The following is a 22,375-nucleotide window of genomic DNA, read 5'->3' as shown; positions in this document are numbered from 1 at the left end:
AATGATGAAAAAAATAGTGTTAGTTTGCGCTGGCGGCATGTCTACTGGCGTCTTAGTAAATAATATGAAGAAAGCAGCGCAAGAAAAAGGAGAAGCGGTGGCGATCGATGCGTTCTCCATTGAATCGGTCACGACTGCAGCAAAAGATGCTGATTGCGTACTGTTAGGACCGCAAGTTTCTTACCGATTAAATGAAGTCCAAGGCTTAGTTGCTTGTCCAGCAGCCAGTATCGACATGCGCACCTATGGCATGATGGATGGAAAAAAAGCATTGGAACAAGCACTTGAACTAATAGGAGAGTAGAATGGAAGAAAAAGAACAAATTTGTTTTCAGATTATCTCGCAAGCGGGTATGGCAAGAAGTTGCTTTTTTGAAAGTATTCAAAAAGGAAGAGAAGCCCAGAATCTGGCTGCACTGCAAGCAATCGAAAAAGGAAAAGAACACTATCATGAAGCCCATTTGGCACATCGGAAGTTAGTTCAACAAGAAGCTCAAGGGGACAAAGTTTGGATGTCCTTACTATTAAGTCATGCGGAAGATCTTTTGATGAGCGCAGACATCATGAGTGAGCTTGCAAAAGAGTTTCAAGGGTTGTATGAAGAAATTCAGGCAATTAAGCAAACGATTCAGTCTACTGGCTCCTAGCCGAAAATCGCAATAAGAAAAAGAAACGAAGTGTCAGTCTTTTGACAATACACTTGGTTTCTTTTTGCTTAAATTTGGCACGCAAGTTGACAGGATTGCTTGAAAGTGTAGGATAGAAGAAAGATGGAACTTTAAATCAAGGCAAGGAGTCGGACGATGAAAGTTTTAAAATCCCATACCGCACTTTTGATCATCAGCAATACGATCACGATCATCCCGTATCTTTATTTCTTATCTTTGAGCAAAGAGCAGTCGCTAAGTGCAGCATTAGCCTTTGCGCTCTTTTATACCTTTCGCATGACAGGGGTCTTTTTCTTACAGACGCTTACGGCGCTTTTTGCACCATCATTGTTAGCAGCAAGTGTCTTGATCGGCGGCGCCGGCGCATTGGTAGGTATCTTGAGCACCTGGTGGAGCGTGGCACTCTTGCCAGCTGCTGGTTTGTTGGGGATCAGTGCTTCTTGGCTGCCGCCAGCTGATCTGATGGTACGACAAAAAGCCAAGCTCACTGAACAGCCGCTGAAAAATGATTGGAAGGAGGCGCTGTTCTTTCTTTTTGTTTTACTGTTTGCCTTACGGTTGCCTGATGACCTTCAAGGCATTGGTCTATTTGGCAGTTATCTTGCACTCTTTGTGCTGGCGGCTAAGAGTAGTCAAACCTTCAAAAACCTACCGAAAAGACCGCTGATGCAGCGCAACCAGTTATTCAACAAGCAATTTTTGTTGTATTTCTTTTTCTTTCTCTTACTGTTTGGCTTGCGAGCAGCAAGGCTGATCAAGTCGAATGCCCTGTTTGAGTGGGCGATTACTGGCTTCTTGTTTCTCTTTGCTTTGCTGCTGATCACTTTAACGAAACGCAGCCGCTCGTGGAAACAGCCGCTTCACTTGAACATCCTCACCTTTATTCGGGGAGTGATCGGTAACTTTCTTTTTCTTTTCGGCTCGGTCTATGTTACCGGTCGATTTGGGGCACAAGCGCTTAGTACTCACGTTTACTTGCCTTATGCACTGGGCCTTTTTGGTGCCATGTTTCTCGGAGGAAAACTCGCTCATCGTTTAGAAAAACAGCTGGTACCAACATATTTACTTGGGCTGATGGCAGGTGTTCTTCTGTTCAGCAGCGACACACTGATTCCAATAAGTTTATTTGTCATTAGCTTCTTTAATGCGGGATTGAATCAATGGCTCACGAAACAGTATTTGGCGGCAAAACCCGAAGCAATTGAACAGCAGAGCTTAGCCAAGTATGCCACACAAAGCAAAGGGAGTCTGGTACATCAATTTCTTTTGATGACACTCCTATTTGTTATTCTTCGTTTTGAACATCAGCCGCTGGCTTTCTTGTTTCAGCTATCAGGAACGACGGCAACGAATCAGACCTCAAGGATCCAAAGCTTTTTAGAGCCAGCAAAATGGGGCTCGATTGCAGGAGTACTCTGTTTGCTAGTAGGTGGACTGGTGGTATTTTATCGGCAACTAAAGAAAACAAAAGTATAAGCGTCGTTAACTGACACTGTCTTATTTCTAGACGGTGTCTTTTTTTGAAATCGCATAAAAACCGAACGTTTATCGTTTTATCTTTCTTTATGATAGTGAATTTTATTGCACTATTTTCGAATAGCGTTAAAATAAGAACATCGTGTTAGTGAAAAAGGAACATTAAATGAACGGCTTTTTCCTGACAATGTCTTAGAGAACGGGGGAAATCAAACAAATGGCAACCATTCACTATTTTAAAGGAGATGTTTTCCATACGCCAACTGATGGAAAACTAGAATATATAGAAGAAGCTTTGATTCAAGTCGATGACGCAGGGATCATCACGAAAGTCACTGCTAAAACAGATCAAGGGTATGAGTCAGAGCTGGCGAAAGCATCAGAGAATCTGCAGGCATTATCTGCAGGCCAGTGTTTTTTACCTGGGTTTGTCGATCTGCATGTCCATGCACCGCAATGGCCGCAAGCAGGAATCGCGTTAGATGAACCGTTAAATGTTTGGTTAGATGAATGCACGTTTCCGCTGGAAGCAAAATATGCCGATCCGGCATTTGCCAAAGCTGTCTATCAAGATTTGGTGGCACAGCTATTGGCAAGAGGAACGACAACGGTTCTTTATTTTGCAACGGTCCATCTAGAAGCGAGCCTTCAATTGGCGAAGACTTGTGCCACTCTTGGTCAACGGGGATTAGTCGGAAAAGTCGTTATGGACGATCCCCAAGCCAATCCTGCTTTTTATCGGGACGCGTCAACAGAAGAGGCGTTAGCGGATACAGAACGTTTTATTCAAGAAGTACAAGCAATCGCAAAGACCGCACCTCAAGGCGTTTATCCTGTGGTCACTCCGCGATTTGTCCCCAGCTGTACCGATGAAGGCTTGGCAGGCTTAGGCGCATTGGCTGAAAAATATGATGTCCATGTTCAGACCCACTGCAGTGAAGGGCAATGGGAACATGACTTTGTTCAAGAACGATTTGGCAAAACGGATACCGAAGTGCTGCAAGATTTCGGCTTGTTGCGTGACAAAGCAGTGATGGCTCATGGCAATTTCATCAGCCCAGCTGACGGCGCCCGTTTTGTCGAAACCGGCGCCGCAGTTGCGCACTGTCCCATCTCAAATGCCTACTTTGCCAATGGCGTGATCCCAATCAAGCGCTTGAAAGAACAAGGAGTCACGATTGGTTTAGGAACGGATATCTCCGGCGGTTTTTCACCGAGTTTGTATGACAACATCAAACAAGCTGTGATGTCTTCGAGAATGTTAGAAGATGGCGTAGATGTCACGCTTCCCCAAAATACACGAGGAGTAGCAGATTCTCGTATATCCGTGATCGATGCGTTCTCATTAGCGACAAAAGGCGGCGGTGAGGCACTGAAATTACCTGTAGGTGTCATCAAAGAAGGCTATGCGTTTGATGTACAAGTGATCGATACGCGACAAAAAGAAAATCCTTTGCCTGACTTCGGTGTGTTCACCTCACCCGAAGCAAGATTACAAAAAATCCTGTACTTAGCAACGATGCAAAATATTCGCCAAGTCTGGGTCCAAGGAAAAAAAGTACACGAAAAACGAGGAGAATGAGACAGTGGAATCAACGAAAAATAAACATTTAACGATCGGAATGAATGAAGACATTCCCTTTGGTCAAGCAGTACTTTTAGGGTTGCAGCATGTGTTGGCAATGGACGTGTATGTGCCGCCATTTATTATCGCAACGGCGGTGGCGATGTCCTCTTCAGATGCATCAGGTTTGATCCAATCGACCTTTTTAGGAGCAGGGATCGCTTCTTTGATCCAAGTCCTCTTTTTCTTGAAATTACCCGTATGTCAAGGGCCATCCTTTGTGCCCGTTGGAGCGATCATCGGTATTTATTTTGGTGCCAACGGCATGGACACGGTGTTAGGTGCCAGCATCGTTGGTGCCGCAGCAGTCATTTTACTAGGTTTTACGGGCATTTATAAGTATATCGTTCGTCATTTTATTCCTACGATCGTCAGTGGAACGATCATTATGATCGTTGGGTTGACATTGCTGCCAACGGCCTTTACCAGCAATATCTATCCTGCCACTGAAACGCTAAGTGCCAATCAAAACATGTTGTTAGCTGCGATTACTGCGGCGATTTTGATTTTGTTTTCCATGCTAGGCGATTATTTTCCGGGAATGGGAAAATATTTCCGAATCAGTTCGGTCATTATTGCTTTGGTTATCGGTACCGTGATTGCTTCCTTTATGGGGGGCGTTGATTTTCAGTCGGTGGCGGATGCTTCTTTCTTTAGTCTGCCAAAACTGGTATTTCTAAACTATGGCCTGCACTTTGATGTTTCAGCGATCTTAACGATGCTAGTGATCTATATGGTGCTCCTAGCAGAAACAACAGGTACTTGGTATGCGGTCAGTTCCGTGACAGAAGAACCTGTTACGGATGAACAGATCAATAAAGGCGTGATCGGCGAAGGATTAGGCTGCTTGGTTGCCGCCTTAGTAGGAACGACCCCTGTGACTGGTTATTCTACCAATGCAGGGATCATTTCGATCACCGGGGTTGCTAGTAAAAAAGTTTTTGTGATGGCATCCGTCTGGTTTATCCTATTGTCCTTTATGGGAAAACTTTCAGCCTTGATTCACGCAGTACCTTCTGCTGTCATCGGCGGCGTGTTCGCGGTCGTCTGTGTCATTATTTTGTTGAGCGGCTTTCGGGTCATTAAGAATGAAGAGTTTTCCGAGCGTGAGTTGTATATTATCGGGGTACCATTGATTATTGCCATCGGCTTGTTGTTTATGCCAGCAGAAATCAAAGAATCTGCGCCTCAATTCTTACAATATTTATTAGATTCACCGATTGCTTTAAGCGCTATTGCGGCGATCGTCATGAATAAATTGATCCCAGTGAAGAAAAAATAGGAAGTAAATGGGGAATGAGACCTTGTCTCGTTCCTTCTTTTGTTACAAGTCTGTGTAAAAAGAGGGTTTTTTGTAATATAGGAAAGGTTTTCTAAGGTTAACTGGTTTACCTAGAAACAAAATAACTGTAATGTTAAAAATTACAGCAGAGAAAAGCTTGATATGATAGTCTTTTTCAATTCTTACGAAACGTAAGGCAACTGTCGTTTTCGTAATCATCTGTAATGATTTCTTTACCTATGAAATATTCTTCGGTGTTAGACTTGTTTATGCGCTTGAGTCATCTCAAATGACGCAAAATGAGTTTCAAAGAAGGAGATTTAATTATATGAAGTCTTTAAAAACTGTTTTACTTAGTACAGCTGTCCTTGCCGGTTTCGGCCTTTTCTTAGGTGGGAAAGACGCCTTTGCAGACGAACAATACACTGTTCAATCTGGTGATACATTATCAACAATCGCTACTAACTTTTACGGTTATAGCTCTGATGATACGATCAATGCGATCGTTGAAGCAAACGAGATTGCTGATAAAAACTTGATTTTTGTTGGGGAAGCATTGATCATCCCTACAGATGGCACTGCCACTTATACAGAATCTGCAAACACGACTGCTGCAGCAAGTGTACAACAACCAAGTGAACCAACAGCTTCACAATCAAGCAACACACAATCTGCTGCTGCAAGCACACAAAGCAGCTCAAGCTACAGCTCTTCAGCTAGCGGCTCAGAAGCTTCAGCAAAAGAATGGATCGCAAACAAAGAATCTGGTGGTTCTTACACAGCGACAAACGGACAATACTACGGCCGTTACCAATTAACCAACTCTTACTTAAATGGTGACTATTCAGCTGCTAACCAAGAAAAGGTTGCCGATGAATATGTTGCATCACGTTATGGTTCTTGGTCTGCTGCCAAAGCATTCTGGGAAGCAAATGGTTGGTACTAAGATTCTAAAATGAATCTTGTCCATGACATCTAGTAATCAATTGCCCTTATTGGCGAGTACATCTTACTCGCTGATAAGGGGTTTTTTTGTATCTTCTGAGACAGATGAATGAATGTAACGCCGCATGCAGCTCTCAAGAGTCATTTTCAGGCGACATGTTATTGATAAAAAATCCCTTTTTACACGGCAACCATGTATAATAGTAGGAAATAGAGCAGAAAGCGATTCAATCTGTCAAAATTGAGACAGAAAATGACGGTTTTGATAGTAGAAAGTGAGGGAAACACAATGAGTACATCGATTGAAGAAAAAATTGCACAAAAAATGCAGCGATTTCAAGCATTTGGGGAAGGCTTGCCGGGAGCCAAAGTCTATTACCGCGAAGATTGGGATGCAATCTACTTTGATTTAGTAGGAAAACAGTTTGGGATCATGAGTCCGCAAGCAGAAGAAACAGCATTTTTGACTTTGAAAAATCTGCCCGAGGTCAACGAAACGCTGCGAGAGCAATTTCCTGACGTCATCATTCCGGGGTATTATGCCAATAAGACCCATTGGAATACCATCAAGTTGGCATCTGATGCCTTGATGGAAGAAAACATCGAACAAATGATTTTGGTTTCCTACGATCTAGTCAAACAAAAACTGACAAAAAAACAAAAAAGTGAGCTGGAAAACAGCGAATCGTAAGTCAAAGATTTAGCGACAGAAAATAAGGAAGACCCTCTTGAGGATCATCATAATCCCTTTATTATTCGTTATTTTCGCCAACATTTATGCAATATTTTCAAAGAGCTTTCATGAAAGCTCTTTTTGTTTTATTTGTTCGCTTGTTTCTAGTCGTGATCCATGGTAAATTGTTGTGCAACCGAAATTTTTTGGCAGTCTTTTCTGCTAAACACAAAGGAGTGGTACGTATATGGATCTGGTCTTACGCCATGTCAAAAAGTACAAAGCGGCAACTGGCATTGCCTTATTATCGGTCATTTTAATGGTCGTTGCTGCATTATGGCAGCCAAAGCTCTTGCAGCAAGTGCTAGAATCAATTATTACTGAAAACAATGATGAAATGAAAAAAATTGGTGTGCAGTTGATTGGGCTAGCATTGCTAGGACTTGTTGCAGGGATCATCAACACGGTTTTTTCTGCGAAAGTGGCGCAAGGCGTTAGTGCCGATATTCGAGAAGAGATGTTTCGGAAAATCCAGACATTCTCATTTGGAAATATCGAAACCTTCTCAGCGGGAAATCTTGTGGTGCGTTTGACCAATGACATCACGCAAATTCAAAACTTAGTGATGATCTCACTACAATCGTTGTTTCGCATCCCGTTCTTATTTATCGGTGCCTTCATTTTGGCGATGACAACCATGCCGCAACTGTGGTGGATCATCGTCTTACTGATTATCGCTGTTCTAGTGATTACGGCACTCTCCTTTACACGGATGGGGAAACACTTTATGATTATCCAAAACTTGATCGACAAAATCAACGGGATCGCCAAAGAAAATTTGATGGGGATTCGTGTGGTGAAATCCTTTGTCCAAGAAGACAACCAACTGCAAGGCTTTTCCAAAGTCAGTGAAACGTTAACGAAGCATAATATTATTGTAGGAACCCTGTTCTCTGTAATGATCCCCTCCTTTATGCTGGCGGCCAACTTAGCAGTGGTCGGCGCGATTTTCTTTGTCAGTGATCTAGCGAAAGATGACCCAACCTTGATTGGGGGAATTGCCTCATTCATGAATTATTTGATGCAAATTATGATGGCGATCATTATCGGCGGCATGATGATGATGATGACTTCACGGGCTGCAGTTTCGCTAAAACGGATCAAAGAGATTCTAGATACCGAACCGGATCTGCAATACCAAGATGTCCCAGAACAAGAATTGTCTGGAAGTGTCGCTTTTGAAAACGTCAGCTTCCGTTACCCTGGGGATGAAAAAAATGCCCTAACGGCTATCAGTTTTACCATCAAACCTGGCGAAATGATTGGGATCGTAGGAGCGACTGGTGCCGGCAAATCAACACTGGCGCAGCTGATTCCCCGTTTGTTTGACCCAACGGAAGGTGTCGTGCGGGTTGGCGGCGTTGACCTAAAAGAAGTCAATGAACAAAGCTTGCGTAAAACGGTCGCCTTTGTCTTGCAAAAAGCGATCCTCTTTTCAGGAACGATTGCCCAAAACTTGCGGCAAGGGAAAAAAGATGCTTCAGAGTCTGAGATGTCTCGGGCAACAGAAATCGCCCAAGCCAGTGAATTTATTCAAAAATTGACAGCGGGTTTTGAAGCGCCGGTCTCCGAGCGCAGCAGCAATTTTTCTGGAGGACAAAAGCAACGCTTATCGATTTCTCGAGGCGTGATCGGTGAACCGAAAATTTTGATTTTGGATGATAGTACGAGTGCATTAGATGCGCGTTCGGAGAAATTGGTTCGCGAAGCGTTTGAAAAACAATTAAAAGACACGACAACAATCATTATCGCGCAAAAGATTGCCTCTGTTGTGAAAGCCGACCGTATCTTCGTTTTAGATAATGGACGTCTGGTTGGTGAAGGAAGCCATGAATTTTTAGCCAATAACAATGCCATCTATCAAGAAATCTTCGCAACACAGAAAGGAGAGGAGTAACCATGACAGATTTGTTCAAAGCGAGTAAATTTTTCTACCATTACTTAAAACAATACAAGTGGTCGTTTCTATTCATTTTTGTAACGGTGATTCTGGCAACGTATCTGCAAGTACAAGCGCCAGTCTTTATCGGAGAAGCGTTCCAGGAATTGGCGAATTATGTTGGCGGTTTGATGCAAGGGGTCGATGATAAATCGGCTTTTCTATCGATCATTTGGAAACTGTTGATTTTTTATGTCTTAGCCAGTGCAGCTAATTTTGTCTATAGTATCTTGTTCACGCAAGTGGTGGGGAAATCAACCAACAGAATGCGGATCGGTTTATTTAATAAACTGGAAAAATTGACGATCAAATTCTTTGATTCTCATCAAGACGGTGATATTTTGAGCCGTTTCACCAGTGACTTGGATAACATCCAAAACAGTCTGAACCAAGCATTGTTGCAAGTGCTGACCAATGTAGTCTTAATGGTGGGGATCTTGATCATGATGTTCCGTCAAAACGTTGAATTGGCATGGGCAACGATTGCTTCTACCCCGATTGCGGTGTTGATCGCGGTGATCGTGATCCAAAAAGCCCGCAAATATGTCGATCTGCAGCAAGATGAAGTCGGAAAATTAAACGGCTATATTGATGAAAAAATCAGTGGTCAACGAATCATCATCACCAATGGACTGCAAGAAGAAACTATTGATGGTTTTCTGGTCCACAACCAACAAGTCCGGGAAGCTACCTACAAAGGGCAAGTCTACTCTGGGCTGCTTTTCCCATTGATGCAAGGGATGTCCTTGTTGAACACGGCAATCGTGATTTTCTTTGGTGGCTGGTTAGCATTAAACGGTGACTTAGAACGTTCCGTTGCTTTAGGATTAGTTGTGACCTTTGTCCAGTATTCGCAGCAGTATTACCAACCATTGATGCAGATCTCTTCTGGTTACAGCATGATTCAATTGGCGATCACCGGTGCGCGCAGAATCAATGAAATGTTTGATGAACCCGATGAGGTCAAACCAAAAGACGGGATCAAAGTGAAGGGCATCAAAGAGGCGGTTGCTTTGAATCATGTGGACTTTGGGTATGACAGTCAAAAATTGGTCCTAAAAGATGTGTCGATCACAGTCAACAAAGGCGAAATGGTCGCATTAGTCGGACCGACGGGTTCAGGAAAAACGACCATCATGAACCTATTGAATCGCTTCTATGATGTGAATGGTGGTTCTGTGACCTTTGACGGCATCGACATCCGGGAGCTAGACTTGGATCTGCTGCGTTCTCAAGTGGGAATTGTTTTGCAAGAATCCGTGTTGTTCTCAGGGACGATTCGCGAAAACATTGCTTTTGGGAAACCAGAAGCGACTGAAGCCGAAGTCATTGCAGCAGCGAAACAAGCCAATATCCATGAGTTCGTTATGACGTTGGAAAAAGGCTATGACACGGAGATCACCGAAGAGAATAATCTTTTCAGTACTGGTCAAAAACAATTGATGAGTATTGCCCGAACGATTTTGACCAATCCAGAATTGTTGATTTTGGATGAAGCCACCAGTAACGTTGATACCGTGACCGAAGCGAAAATTCAACGAGCAATGGATGAAGCGATCAAAGGTCGAACCAGTTTTGTGATCGCCCATCGCTTGAAGACGATTTTGAATGCCGACCGCATCGTAGTCTTGAAGGATGGCAAAGTCATTGAAGAAGGCAATCACCATCAATTGGTGGCTGCCGACGGCTTTTATGCGGAACTGTATCACAATCAATTCGTTTTTGAATAAGCGCAAACCAACGTAAAATCATCAAGAAGACACTAGCAGGACAGCCCGCAATTTCGTCAACCAATCGACGAAACAGCGGGCTGTTTTTTTAGGTTAAAGCAAGCGCTTCTTATGACGACAATGTTTATGAGCAGTTAGTGGTATAAGGGGTCCGTTGTTCTGATAAACAAAAAAGACCAGCCTGAAGCATAGTCTTCTTTGGTTTTTTAGTGATACGCAGCGGTTTGAACCAACCACTCAATAAAATGGTCTGGCTGTTGCGTATCCTGTGCCACGATATTCCACTGCTGGTTTTTGCAGCGGGTGCATTCATGCAGCAGCTGATAGCCTTTTTTGGAATGTTGGCGATAATCGATGGGTCGCATCAGGCCATGGCAAGTATTTTGACGATCACCTGGGCGAATATCCACGTGTAACGAGTAGAGACACTGGGGACAATGGTTGCGGTAAGAACCATTGGTCAAGGGTGCCACAGGCGTACTGCAGTTTTTACAAACAAAGGTCGTATTTTCACCTTTTCTCATTTTGCTTTCCTCCAAAAGAATGATTTCTTTTGAGAGAAAAGGGTTCCGTTCGTTCTTCATCAGGCTTCTTTGGCTAGGGACACATTCACCGTCCGTAACGATTACTTCTGCTTCCAGCTTCATGCGATTTCGCAATCCGTACCACGCTTAGTTTTTTCGTTTTGTGCTAAGCACTGTGTTGCGGCAGCCCACAACCCAGCAGTAAGTGTAGTCCAAAGTCACTGTCATTGGCGTCGTCCCCTAGAAAGCAATTGAGGAATGCTTTTTCATAGAGTCCCTCCTATGTGTTTATGAGGGGATTATAGCAGAAATAGAGTTGGAATTCTATGACAGAGAAAACCTGATCGTAATTTATCTCCTTTTTTATCTTTAAAAACAACAAAATGTAGATTCTAATGCTATTTTATGACAAAATGTTCGTATGTAGGTTTCGCTCAATTTTATTTTGGTCACTGAAGAAGAGACACGGAATCACAAAATGGAGGAAGGATGACCTAACGAAAGGAGAACAAAAATGTTTGGCACGAACAAGAAATCTGAAAATTCGAATGGCACACAAGGCAAGAAACGAAAAAAGCGTTTGACTGTAGAAGACCTGATCAACCAGTATATTGTAGAAAAAGAGGTTCATGAATTGAGTGAGGAACTGTCTGTTCAGATCTTTAATGACTTATCTGCACACCGAATACATTTCATGGAGATCCCCAACCTTAGTTACAAAAATCTCGGAGCAGCTATCCAAATCGACCAAAACTGGATTAAAATCAAGCAACAAGATACGATCATCAAACAACAGGCACAGATCATTCAGCTTTTGAAAGAAACACGATAGAAGAAAAGTATTTTTTTCTATTGAAAAACCGAAGAACGAGCTGAGCGTTTTTCCTTGAATAGGAGGGCCGTTAGCTGGTTCTTCGGTTCTTTGTTGACGATGAAAGATTAATAATACTCCCCGTGGCGATAGTCCCATGAGTTGAAGTGATCAGAAAGGTACATTTGGATTTTTTCAACATCGAGTCCTTTACGGATCAAGACAGGTGCGGGAGTGATGGAGCGTTGGTCTCCTTGCTCTGGAATCAAGTTACCGTCTTTATCAACGAAAGAAACCATGACTCCTTGTTCGTAGCGGGTTTCCAGCGTTTTGTCTGGTTGGATCGATGCAACATAGTCGTTGCCTTCAATGATTAGATCGGCTTCTTGCGCGATTTGTTCGCCGATCCCTTCAACAAGTCCGCGGTTTCCTTTGCCTGAAGGGTTCGCTGAGCTGGCGAAAAGCAATTTCTTTTTTTGATCCCAAAGTTCTTTTGAGATCTGCTCACCAGGGACACCGAATTTGATCACGAAACAGCTGGTTCCCCGAACGTCCGTCATCAATTCTTCTGAACCATCTTTTGGGATATAGGCTTTTCCTGATTCTTTCCAAGGCAAAATCGCACCGAATAACACGTCATTGTTCCAACACGTTTCATAAACGGCGGCGGTTTCCGCATTTAATTCGGCTAATTCATGTAGCTGCTCCAATGAGCTGCAAAGAACGACACCTGGTTTGTTACGCTTGCGATTCTTTGCTGAAAACTTGCGTTCCAGCCCTTTTTTATCAGAGACGGCAATGATATAGCCGACTTTGGTTGGGCAGACGATCACTTTGCCTTCTTCATTCAAATAGTTGATCGCTCGTTGGTTTGGTTCTCCTGTCCATGGGACTTGTTTTGCTTCATTCACTCTCTTCATCCTCCCTGTCTTCCAATGAATCGCCGTTATGAAAAATATAACGGAATATTCTGAAAATTCTGATTGAATATGGTTACCCTTGATGATAAGGGAATCAATCCGCGTAGTCAAGGGGATTTACACCAGAATGTAAAAAGAGTGGAATAGAAAGATCGAATATGCATCACTAGAGAATAGAGTGAATGATTGACAGCAATACTATTTTTTTCCGCTTTGTATGAAAAAATTGACTGTTTTTTATGTTATTTATATGGGAAGATAGGCTTATAGATAGAAGAATGCAATCAAATTGATAGTTTTTTTGAAAAAAAGAAAGAGGAGTATCATGAGTGAAAAGAAAAAAATACGCAAACTTTTGCTGGCATCGATTGTCGCTGGGAGTATCTATGGCGGCGGTGCCTTGCTTTTTGGGTTACTGGTCAGTTATAACGTCCTCTTGTTAGATGGTGTTTATACATTGATTGGTGCAGTGATGTCACTGATTGCTTTGTATGTGGCAAAATATATCCAAGCCCAAGACTTTGAACGTTTCCCATTCGGCAAAGAAGCGTTGATGCCGTTGGTTGTTTTTATTCAATATAGTATCATCTTGCTGATCTCAATTTATGGAATCATTGAATCTGCTTTTAGTTTATTACACGTCAGTGATGGCATGATTGATCCAATCGGTTTGTATTTCTCGCTGATTGGTACGATCTACTGTTTCTCTTTTTACTTGTACTTAAAAAAGAAACCACTGACTCATCCCTTTTACTGGGTAGAACTAGAACAATGGCGTTTCGGCTTTTTCTTTAGTCTGGGTGTCGTCGGTTCATTTCTTGTGTCATGGCTGATTCAAGCCAGTCCCTATGGGAATTTTGCGATGTATGTCGACCCAATCATCTCCATCGGGATCACCCTATTCTTTATCCAGCTTTCGATAAAAGAGTTGAAAGCAGCGATTTTAGAATTGACTTCTTCTACCCCAAAAGAAGAACTGCGAGAAACGATCATGACGATCGTTGAAAAAGAATTGCGCGCAGAAGAAGTGGTGGACTTTGTGTTACGTACCGCTAAAGTCGGTAATCAAGTTATTGTGGAATTAGATGTAGTGATTTTACCTGCAACTCCTCTTGATACAGTAGGGCGGCAAGATCCCTTGCGAGAACGATTGAATCAAGCAATCAGTCAACAGATTTCCGGTTATTCCCTCTGGCTAAACATAAATTTTGTCGGTGACATCAAATGGGCGTATAGTGAGGAGTAAGAATGGCTGCTAATCGGTCACTGACGGAATCAACTTGTGAAAATGACAGAGAAAAGAGGAAACAAATGACAATTCTGAAAACCTATGGAAAAATCACCGCAGCACTTTTCTTGTTAGCGGCAAGCATCAATTTATTTTTAGGCCCGCATCATGTGGCAGCTGGCGGTGTCAGCGGAATCGGTATTTTATTAGAGTCAGCACTCGGTTGGGATCGAGCGGCTGTGATCATGGTCTTGAATATTCTCATGCTTATTCTTGCCTATGCCTTTTTAGGGAAGGGCCCTTTTTTGAAAGTCCTTTATGGTAGTTTTGCTTTTCCAGTAGCAATTGCTTTAGTCCCAGAATATATGGTGGCTGAAGACCGGCTGCTTTCCGTGATTTTTGGCAGTGCGATTTTTGCTTTAGGAGTAGCGATTTTGTATAAAAATCAATCTTCTAGCGGTGGCACAACGATTCCACCGCTGATTTTCAAGAAATACTTTAATTTGAATCCAGCGATTGGCTTGCTGGCGACCGATGCGATCGTTGTTTCTATGAACTTGTTCGTTTTCGGGTTTGAAGAGTTCTTGTTTGCGATATTATCGATCGTGATCACCTCTGGTGTGATGACCTACATTGAAACGGGCTTTAACCGGAAGAAATCCATCATGATCTTAAGTGAGAACCACGTGAACGAGATTCGAGAAGCAGTCTTTGATAAAACAGCTCGTGGTGCCACACTATTGGCTGCCCAAGGCGGCTACCAGCAAGCAGACAAACAAGTACTGTTGATCGTGGCCAGCGACCAAGAATTTATGCAGATCAGACAAATCATTGAGACCATTGATCCAAAAGCGTTTGTGATCGTCAATAATGTCTCAGAAGTACTGGGCCAAGGCTTTAGTTATCACCCAATCGAATGAGCGTATTCTCGCTTGTTCAGCGTATGAAACCACCCTCGTCAAGTAGGCAATCTACTCGACGAGGGTGGTTTTTAAGGTCCATGATTTTCAAATAGCTTTACTCCGTAAAGTAATCGGGAAAGGCCTTTTCCACAAAAATCAAATCGTTATCAATGACATCAATGTGTTGTCCGACCAAGGGAGCAATTTTGGCTTGGTCTTTTTCTTTTAAAGTGGCTAAGATTTCTTCGTGATCCCGCAAAATAATTTCCCAAGACAATTCCTCCACCTCTAAACGTAAGAAGCGGAAGCGATTTAAAGGCAGATTGATCGTTTGTAGCCAATTCCAGACATTTTCTTTGTCTGCAATCTTATAGATCAACTGATGGAAGGCCTCGTCGAGTTGGAAAAACTCGATTTCATCCTTCAATTGGGCATAGGTCCGCTGCAAAATAACGAGTTTTTCTAGTTCTTTCAGCTGCTCTTCTGTAATGGCTTGGCAGGCCGCTACGAATACTTCTTTTTCAAGCGTCTCTCTGACAAAACGAGCTTCTTCAATTTGTTTGATACTGATTTTAGAAATATAGGTGCCGCTTTGGGGAACGACATGGATCAGTGCTTCACGGCGCAGACGAATAATTGCTTCACGGATCGGCGTCCTGCCAATGGTTAGCCGTTGCTCCAATTCCTTTTCAGATATTTTTTGACCGGGAATCAGTTTGGCGGTTAAGATCAACTCTTTGATTGATTCATAAGCTTGTGATTGAAAATTTGTAGGGTTCAACATAAACGCTTCTTTCTGTATCAGGCATTCAATTACCTTCTAAAGAAAAACTCTGAAGGAAGGTGCCTAGGGATAGTTTTGAGTAATAAAACTAGTATATAAGTTGAATAACCTTTTGTAAAGGCTTGCAATTCAGTATAGAATGAACTAGAATACTAATATATCAGTTTTAAGAAAAAGGAGGAAGTAGGATGTTTGATTTTGCTGCCTTGAAGCAGGCAGGAGTTACGATGCCGATCGTTCCCAAAGAAGTGACGGATCAATCAGATACTCAGTTTCAATGGTTACACTTTGGTGGGGGAAATTTGTATCGGGCATTTCACGCAGAAGTAGCCCAAACGTTGATCGATCAACAAGCGCTGACAAAAGGAATCGTAGTTTGTGAAACCTTTGATGAACAGGTGATTGATCAAGTATATGCCCCTTACGAGAATGATATTTTAGAAGTGGTCATGCATGAAGGGGGACGGTTGGAGAAAAAATTGCTCCAGTCAACGGCGGCTAGTTATTATTGCCATCCTTCCCGTGCTGCGAGTTATGAGCAAATACGCAAAGTATTTCAGGAGCCGTCACTACAGTTGGTTACCGTAACGATCACAGAAAAAGGCTATGGCTTAAAAGACAGTCAGGGGAAATTTTTACCTGTCGTACAAGCGGATCTCGCTGCGGGTCCCCATCAGGTCAACCATACAATGAGCATTTTGGCTAGCTTTTTATGGGATCGTTTTCAATCAGGGGCACTTCCGATCGCTATGGTTTCCACCGATAATTTTTCGCAAAATGGGCTCCGTTTCCAAATGGCGATTGTCACCATCGCAAAAGAATGGCAAAAGCTGGGGCATGTTTCAGAAGCGTTTGTCCGATACTTAGAAAACAACGCGCAGGTGACGTTTCCGTGGTCAATGATCGATCGGATCACGCCAAATCCTTCGACAGCAGTTGCAGAGGAATTAGCAGCAGCTGGCATTCAGCAGTTGCCAGTTACACATACCGATAAAGGAACGAATATCGCTCCGTTTGCTAACACAGAGGCGACTCATTACTTGGTGATTGAAGATGATTTTCCAAACGGTCGCCCGAATTTGGATAAAGCGGGGGTGATCTTGACGAGTCGAGAGATCGTCGACAAAACCGATAGTATGAAAGTCACAACTTGTTTGAATCCACTGCATACCGCAATGAGTTTGTTCGGCTGTTTACTCGGTTATACATCTATTGCTGCGGAAATGACCGATCCAGATATTGTTGCTTTGATCAAAGGAATCGGCTATCGTGAAGGCTTGCCGGTAGTGGAAGATCCTGAGATCATTCAGCCAAAGAAATTTATCGATGAGGTGGTGGGCCTTCGTTTACCGAATCCCCTGATTCCTGACACTCCACAGCGGATCGCCGCAGATACCTCACAGAAAATCGCCATCCGTTTTGGCGAAACCATCAAAAAGTATGTGGAGAAAGAAGGCTCGGCTTCTGAGCTGACTTTCATTCCCTTAGCGATTGCAGGCTGGTTGCGTTATCTATTAGCGATCGATGATGAAGGCCATCCATTTGGCCCAAGTCCTGATCCCCTCTTAGCAGAATTACAAGAGATTTTACGTGAGTGTCAGTTAGGGACAGCCGCCGATGTTCAAGGGATCATTCGACCAATCGTAGCAAATCCGCAGATTTTTGGTTTGGATCTTTATCAAGCAGGAATCGCTGAAAAGGTGGGTCACTTGTTCGCTAAGATGCTGGCAGGAACCGGCGCAGTCCGTAAAACATTACATGAAACAGTAGAAGGGATCGAATAAAAAATGGAAATGACATTTCGTTGGTATGGAAAAGACTACGATAAAATCAAGTTAGCAGATATCCGTCAAATTCCTGGAATGAAAGGCATCGTCGGCACACTCTTTGATTTGCCTGCTGGGGCAGTTTGGCCGAAAGAACGGATCAAGGCGCTCGTGGAAGAAGTCGAAGCAGTTGGCCTTTCCCTGAAGGTGATCGAAAGCGTCAATATTCATGATGACATCAAGATTGGCTTGCCTTCGAGAGACCTGTATATCGAAAACTACAAAAAAACGATTCGTAATTTGGCAGCATATGGGGTCGAAGTGATCTGCTATAATTTTATGCCGATTTTCGATTGGATCAAAACGGATCTCGATTATCGCTTAGCCGACGGTTCTTCTACGATGGCATTTGAAAAAGCAGGGATCGACAAAGACCCAGAAGAGATCGTCAAAGAAGTTGAGGAGTCAAGCTCTGGCTATACCTTGCCAGGCTGGGAACCAGAACGTTTGGCACATGTCAAAGAATTGTTTGCTGCGTATAAGGATGTCGATGATGACAAATTAAGAGAAAACTTTGCTTATTTCCTAAAAGCCATCATTCCCACCTGTGAAGAGGTCGGCATCAAGATGGCTGTTCATCCAGATGATCCTCCCTATTCGATTTTTGGTCTGCCTCGTATCGTTAAAAACCGCGATGATTTGGATTGGGTCTGCAACGTGGTAGACAGTCCGTCAAATGGTATCACACTTTGTACTGGCAGTATCGCCGAAGACCCAGCCAATAATGTCTATGAGATTTTGGCTGAGTTTTGTCGCCGGGATCGGATTCCTTTTGCCCATGTTCGTAACATTCAATACTTGGGCAATGACAAAGACTTTTATGAAGCACCGCATCTCTCATCTGAAGGCTCATTAGACATGTATCAGATCCTAGAAGCGATGTACAAAAATGGCTTTGACGGCTACATTCGACCAGATCATGGGCGAATGATCTGGGGAGAAACGGGACGTCCAGGCTATGGCTTGTATGATCGGGCGATCGGCGCTTCCTACTTATTAGGGTTGTGGGAAGCCATCGACAAGAGCGTGGGGCGTTAAGAAAAGGAGCGAAGAAATGTTTTTAACTGACGATTTTATTTTGAAAAACAGCTTTGCCAAACAGTTGTACCATGAGTATGCAAAAAAGCAGCCGATCATTGATTACCATTGCCATTTAGAGCCGAAAGAGATTTTCGAAAACCAAAACTTCACCAATCTCACCCAAGCGTGGCTGGCGGGGGACCATTACAAATGGCGCTTGATGCGTGCCAATGGTGTTGCAGAATCTTTGATCACTGGCGATGCTGATGACTACGAAAAATTCTGTGCTTGGGCGCAGACCTTGGAGGCTTGCATTGGCAATCCATTATATGTCTGGACCAATTTGGAATTGAAGCGAATCTTTGGTATTGATGAGCGGTTGACACTAGCCAATGCAGCAAGCATTTGGGAAAAAGTCAATCAACAGCTGCAGACGAAGGAATTTTCACCACGAGAACTGATCAAAAAGATGGCCGTTGAGGTAATCTGTACGACGGATGATCCCATTGATTCGTTGACATATCATCAAAAGTTGGCAGAAGAATCCTTTGCCGTGTATCCTACCTTTCGTCCTGACAAAGCAATCAATCTGCAGAATCCAGAATTTCCAGCATACCTTAAGCAATTGGCTGCAGCTGCGAACAAAGAAATCACTAGCTATCAAACGCTGGTTGAAGCATTGGCCGTACGTATTTTTTACTTCCAGCAACGGGGCTGTCGTTTAGCAGATCACAGTCTATCACGTCTTGGAGAGGAAGCCTACGATACCGCTGCACTTGAAGCGATTTTTCAGAAGCGTTTGACCACTGGGACACTGACTAATGAAGAAATCAGACAGTTTCAAACCGGCTTGCTGATTGACTTGATGCGCCAATACGCGAAGCAAGGCTGGACCGCGCAATTGCATCTGATGGCGACTCGCAACAACAGTCAAAAACTTTTCCAACAACTAGGACCTGATAGCGGCGGTGATGCGATGGGGGACGATCGTCTAGCGAGCGGCTTGAGTCGGACATTGGCGCAGCTTCAGGCGGAAAGCTTATTGCCGAAGACGATTTTGTATTCACTGAACCCCAAAGATTATCCAGTGTTGACTGCGCTGATGGGGGCGTTCCAAGAAGAGAGCAAAGGCAAGCTGCAATTAGGCTCTGCTTGGTGGTTCAATGATACGTATTCTGGTATGCGATATCAGTTGACGACCCTAGCAGAAGGCGGGATTCTTGGAAACTTCGTCGGCATGCTGACGGATTCTCGCAGCTTTTTGTCTTATCCACGCCACGAGTATTTCCGGCGGATTTTGTGTCAGGTGATCAGTGAATGGGTAGAAGACGGACAACTACCAGCAGATGAAATATATTTAGGGCAGATCGTCGCAGATATCTCTTATCACAATGCGAAAACCTACTTTGATTTTCCAAACTAATGACTACTCGATTCGTTCTTGGCTTGCTAGAGAAGGAATCGAGTGTTTGTATGGCTATTGCTAAAGTTGCGTCTGTTCATTTACTATTGGCAGGGAATCCAGTACTATGATAGAAAGAATCAAAGAAGGAGCGAGTAGTATGAATCCATTCTATGAAGAAGTCTATGCGCTGGCGCGGCAGATCCCTTTTGGTAAAGTCGTCTCCTATAGTCAGATTGCGTGGAAATTGGGACAAATCAACGGCGCGCGAGCAGTCGGTCGAGCGATGCGCTTGAGCCCTCAGGATGTCCCTGCCCATCGAGTCGTGCGGGCAGATGGCGTCTTAGTTGGTCCCACCGCCAATGTGCGAAAAGCAGCACTCGTCGATGAAGGGGTGGTCTTCAAAGCCAGTGGTCGTATCGATATGAAGGCTTGCAGTTGGTCCATGAGCGAGATCGCTCCCGCTCAAATGAAGGAGCCATTATGAAAAAACGTGAATTTATCGTGCAAGATCTGTTGAGTAAAATCTATCAGGAAGAATTTTCTGCCGGCAAATTACCCAACCAAAGAACCCTTGCGCAAACCTATGGCGTTTCGCGGTTTACGATCCAGCAAGCAATCAAAAACCTTGAAGAGATCGGGATCGTCAAAGTAGTACAAGGTTCAGGGATTTTTATCCATGAAAAATGGGTCAAAAACCCAATGATCTTTAATTCCTTGACCCGCACCCCTTATGACCGCATCCATTCCAAAATGATTTCCTTGAATAAGGCGGCAGCAACGTTGGATGAACAGCAGATTTTCCAAATAGGCCCAGACGAGGAAGTCTGGACCTTTGAACGAGTGCGGATCGTCAATTATAAAATCGAACAGCTGGAAACCTCTAAATTGCCCGTCAGCCTATTTCCTGAATTGACACAAGAAATCGTGGAGCACTCGATCCAACGCTATGTCGAAAGCTGCGGATACCGCATTTCCCACTACATCACCAGCTATACCCCCATCACCACATCGACTGCGCAGTCGGGCATTTTATTGTGCAAACGGGGGACGCCGGCAATGCAGATCAGCAATCGGGCGATTTTAGAAGACGGCCGCGTGTATGAGTTCAGCAATATCGTTGCCATTGATTATGCCGTGACCTACATCCGTCCCTTTGACCGCGAGATTCATCGCTCACGCATCGATTGATTTGGAAAAGCAAATTTGCCAGTTGCGTCTTTTTTATCCAGAAAGAACAAAAGACATCCCCCGTCGGTTGGACAGGGGATGTCTTTTGTTGTGTTTAAGGAGTGATCAATGTGCCGTCTGGTGTACGGCTCTGGGTCCATTCATGAGGACGGTAAACCACGGGAAATTCCGCAGCTGCTGCTTCATCGAACGTGATTCCGATCCCACTTTTCTCGATCGGATAAAAATAGCCGTTTTCAGGTTGCGGACTGCCACCAAAGACCGACTGGGTATTTGCTGGGATCGCAATCGTTTCTTGGATCGCGGCATTGTGCAGATGGATATTTAGATGGGTGTTGACGGCTAAGCCGACAGGGCTGATATCAGACGGCGTGTGCCAAGCGATCCGAATGCCCATCGCATCGCAGAAGTGAGCCAATTTCAATGCTGGCGTGATCCCACCGATTTGTGAGACATGGGCACGCATAAAGTCAATCTGTTGATTTTTGACTAGCTCTTGCCATTCCATCGGATTATTGAACAATTCGCCGGTCGCGATCGGGGTCGCCGACTGGCTGCGGAGTTGCTGCAACCACTTGTTTTGATCCGGCGGCAAAATATCTTCTAGGAAAAAGAGATTAAAAGGTTCAGCGGCTTTTGCAAATTGAATCGCTTGGTTTGGATGCAGCCGTTCATGCACGTCATGCAGCATTTGAAATTGATTGCCGTATCGTTCTTGGATCGCAGCAAACATTTTCAGTGTTGTGTCCATGTAGTCTGTTTGATCAAAATAGGAACCAGCGATGGGCTGATCGGGTGTTTGCAGTTGGCTAGGATTTCCACCATAAAAGCCTAATTGACAACGGATATAGCGATACCCCTCAGCCAAGAAGCGATCGATTTCTTGATAAAGATCTTCTAGATTATCTGCCACGGCATGAGTATAGGCGGGAATCGCCGTACGCGCTTTTCCACCTAACAGTTGATACAATGGCATATCGGCTAATTGTCCCTTGATGTCCCACAAAGCCATGTCAACTCCTGAGATGGCATTGTTGGTGATTGGACCATTCCGCCAGTAAGAATTGACATTCATCACTTGCCAAAGATCTTCGATTTGATTGGCATCGCGGCCAAGTAAGAGGGGGCGTAAATACTCGTCAACGACGGTTTTTACGGCTAGTGGGCGAAACTGGAAGGTTGCGCAGCCTAACCCAGATACGCCTTTGTTCGTTTCTACTTTAACGACAACAAGGTTATGGCGATCAGGTTTGATCGCAAAGGCTTTGACGTCGGTGATGATCGTTGGTGTCATTTCATTCACTCCAATTTTTGTCTCTAGTTGCTATAGCCATTGAAACATGCTTGGCAACCGCTGTCAATTTGGTCTA

21 protein-coding genes are annotated in these 22,375 nt (G+C 43.8%); 17 read left to right on the top strand and 4 right to left on the bottom strand.

Annotated elements, in window-relative coordinates; genetic code table 11:
- Nucleotides 1-4 precede the first annotated feature (4 nt).
- The 9 genes from IGJ26_RS13205 to IGJ26_RS13165 all read left to right on the top strand — a co-directional run bounded on the left by IGJ26_RS13205 (nt 5) and on the right by IGJ26_RS13165 (nt 10,397).
- Complete coding sequence (locus tag IGJ26_RS13205) at nt 5-304, top strand: PTS sugar transporter subunit IIB (RefSeq protein ID WP_034872120.1); 300 nt, start codon at nt 5-7, stop codon at nt 302-304.
- Nucleotide 305: 1 nt separating this feature from the next.
- A complete protein-coding gene (locus tag IGJ26_RS13200) occupies nt 306-647 on the top strand; it encodes a PTS lactose/cellobiose transporter subunit IIA (protein ID WP_061053195.1) in 342 nt (113 codons plus the stop codon).
- Between the two features lie 156 nt (nt 648-803).
- A complete protein-coding gene (locus tag IGJ26_RS13195; RefSeq protein ID WP_194199239.1) occupies nt 804-2,144 on the top strand; it encodes a hypothetical protein in 1,341 nt (446 codons plus the stop codon).
- A 217-nt stretch (nt 2,145-2,361) separates the two neighbouring features.
- Nucleotides 2,362-3,726: a guanine deaminase gene (gene guaD / locus IGJ26_RS13190; RefSeq protein WP_430599687.1), complete on the top strand. Its 1,365-nt coding sequence runs from the start codon at nt 2,362-2,364 to the stop codon at nt 3,724-3,726.
- A gap of 40 nt (nt 3,727-3,766) precedes the next feature.
- The gene (locus IGJ26_RS13185) at nt 3,767-5,050 is read left to right on the top strand and encodes a uracil-xanthine permease family protein (RefSeq protein WP_016612741.1); all 1,284 of its coding nucleotides are present in this window, start codon (nt 3,767-3,769) and stop codon (nt 5,048-5,050) included.
- A gap of 328 nt (nt 5,051-5,378) precedes the next feature.
- Nucleotides 5,379-5,996 (top strand): LysM peptidoglycan-binding domain-containing protein, encoded by a 618-nt coding sequence (locus tag IGJ26_RS13180; RefSeq protein ID WP_194199241.1) that lies wholly within the window; start codon nt 5,379-5,381, stop codon nt 5,994-5,996.
- 288 nt (nt 5,997-6,284) lie between these two features.
- Nucleotides 6,285-6,686: an MmcQ/YjbR family DNA-binding protein gene (locus IGJ26_RS13175; protein WP_008380641.1), complete on the top strand. Its 402-nt coding sequence runs from the start codon at nt 6,285-6,287 to the stop codon at nt 6,684-6,686.
- A 229-nt stretch (nt 6,687-6,915) separates the two neighbouring features.
- Nucleotides 6,916-8,625, top strand: coding sequence for an ABC transporter ATP-binding protein (locus tag IGJ26_RS13170; protein ID WP_077451992.1), 1,710 nt, complete (start codon nt 6,916-6,918; stop codon nt 8,623-8,625).
- 2 nt (nt 8,626-8,627) lie between these two features.
- The gene (locus IGJ26_RS13165; protein WP_194199242.1) at nt 8,628-10,397 is read left to right on the top strand and encodes an ABC transporter ATP-binding protein; all 1,770 of its coding nucleotides are present in this window, start codon (nt 8,628-8,630) and stop codon (nt 10,395-10,397) included.
- A gap of 206 nt (nt 10,398-10,603) precedes the next feature.
- Here IGJ26_RS13165 and IGJ26_RS13160 read toward each other — a convergent pair whose 3' ends face one another.
- The gene (locus IGJ26_RS13160) at nt 10,604-10,921 is read right to left on the bottom strand and encodes an RNHCP domain-containing protein (RefSeq protein ID WP_194199243.1); all 318 of its coding nucleotides are present in this window, start codon (nt 10,919-10,921) and stop codon (nt 10,604-10,606) included.
- 514 nt (nt 10,922-11,435) lie between these two features.
- On the opposite strand from IGJ26_RS13160, the gene IGJ26_RS13155 reads away from it, so the two are divergent.
- Complete coding sequence (locus tag IGJ26_RS13155) at nt 11,436-11,753, top strand: hypothetical protein (RefSeq protein WP_008380648.1); 318 nt, start codon at nt 11,436-11,438, stop codon at nt 11,751-11,753.
- 107 nt (nt 11,754-11,860) lie between these two features.
- Here the strand turns inward: IGJ26_RS13155 and IGJ26_RS13150 are convergent, their stop codons facing one another.
- Nucleotides 11,861-12,652, bottom strand: a complete 792-nt coding sequence (locus tag IGJ26_RS13150; protein WP_005234103.1) for an L-threonylcarbamoyladenylate synthase — start codon at nt 12,650-12,652, stop codon at nt 11,861-11,863.
- 325 nt (nt 12,653-12,977) lie between these two features.
- On the opposite strand from IGJ26_RS13150, the gene IGJ26_RS13145 reads away from it, so the two are divergent.
- Together IGJ26_RS13145 and IGJ26_RS13140 are read left to right on the top strand one after the other, a co-directional pair.
- On the top strand, nt 12,978-13,898 hold the full coding sequence (locus IGJ26_RS13145) for a cation transporter (RefSeq protein WP_086297959.1): 921 nt from the start codon (nt 12,978-12,980) through the stop codon (nt 13,896-13,898).
- Between the two features lie 65 nt (nt 13,899-13,963).
- The gene (locus tag IGJ26_RS13140) at nt 13,964-14,800 is read left to right on the top strand and encodes a YitT family protein (RefSeq protein WP_005234105.1); all 837 of its coding nucleotides are present in this window, start codon (nt 13,964-13,966) and stop codon (nt 14,798-14,800) included.
- A gap of 97 nt (nt 14,801-14,897) precedes the next feature.
- Here the strand turns inward: IGJ26_RS13140 and IGJ26_RS13135 are convergent, their stop codons facing one another.
- Complete coding sequence (locus IGJ26_RS13135) at nt 14,898-15,566, bottom strand: GntR family transcriptional regulator (protein WP_005234106.1); 669 nt, start codon at nt 15,564-15,566, stop codon at nt 14,898-14,900.
- Nucleotides 15,567-15,754: 188 nt separating this feature from the next.
- Here IGJ26_RS13135 and IGJ26_RS13130 point away from each other — a divergent pair, with 188 nt between their 5' ends.
- The 5 genes from IGJ26_RS13130 (at nt 15,755) to IGJ26_RS13110 (ending at nt 21,005) form a co-directional block, all read left to right on the top strand.
- Nucleotides 15,755-17,350, top strand: a complete 1,596-nt coding sequence (locus tag IGJ26_RS13130) for a mannitol dehydrogenase family protein (RefSeq protein ID WP_086297956.1) — start codon at nt 15,755-15,757, stop codon at nt 17,348-17,350.
- A 3-nt stretch (nt 17,351-17,353) separates the two neighbouring features.
- Complete coding sequence (gene uxuA / locus IGJ26_RS13125) at nt 17,354-18,430, top strand: mannonate dehydratase (RefSeq protein ID WP_008380661.1); 1,077 nt, start codon at nt 17,354-17,356, stop codon at nt 18,428-18,430.
- A gap of 16 nt (nt 18,431-18,446) precedes the next feature.
- Nucleotides 18,447-19,835, top strand: coding sequence for a glucuronate isomerase (uxaC, locus tag IGJ26_RS13120; protein ID WP_086297953.1), 1,389 nt, complete (start codon nt 18,447-18,449; stop codon nt 19,833-19,835).
- A gap of 139 nt (nt 19,836-19,974) precedes the next feature.
- A complete protein-coding gene (locus tag IGJ26_RS13115) occupies nt 19,975-20,301 on the top strand; it encodes an MGMT family protein (RefSeq protein WP_008380664.1) in 327 nt (108 codons plus the stop codon).
- Nucleotides 20,298-21,005: a GntR family transcriptional regulator gene (locus IGJ26_RS13110; protein ID WP_005234110.1), complete on the top strand. Its 708-nt coding sequence runs from the start codon at nt 20,298-20,300 to the stop codon at nt 21,003-21,005. The genes IGJ26_RS13115 and IGJ26_RS13110 overlap by 4 nt, the downstream gene beginning before the upstream one ends.
- Before the next feature lie 94 nt (nt 21,006-21,099).
- Here IGJ26_RS13110 and IGJ26_RS13105 read toward each other — a convergent pair whose 3' ends face one another.
- Entirely contained in the window at nt 21,100-22,299 is a 1,200-nt protein-coding gene (locus IGJ26_RS13105; protein ID WP_005234111.1) for an enolase C-terminal domain-like protein, read from the bottom strand.
- Nucleotides 22,300-22,375 lie beyond the last annotated feature (76 nt).

The sequence above is a fragment of the Enterococcus sp. AZ095a genome (assembly GCF_050546735.1).
GTDB classification, from domain to species: Bacteria; Bacillota; Bacilli; order Lactobacillales; family Enterococcaceae; genus Enterococcus_D; species Enterococcus_D entomosocium.
The sequence above is the reverse complement of the archived record's forward strand: the minus strand, read 5'-3'. Positions and strand labels throughout refer to the sequence as shown.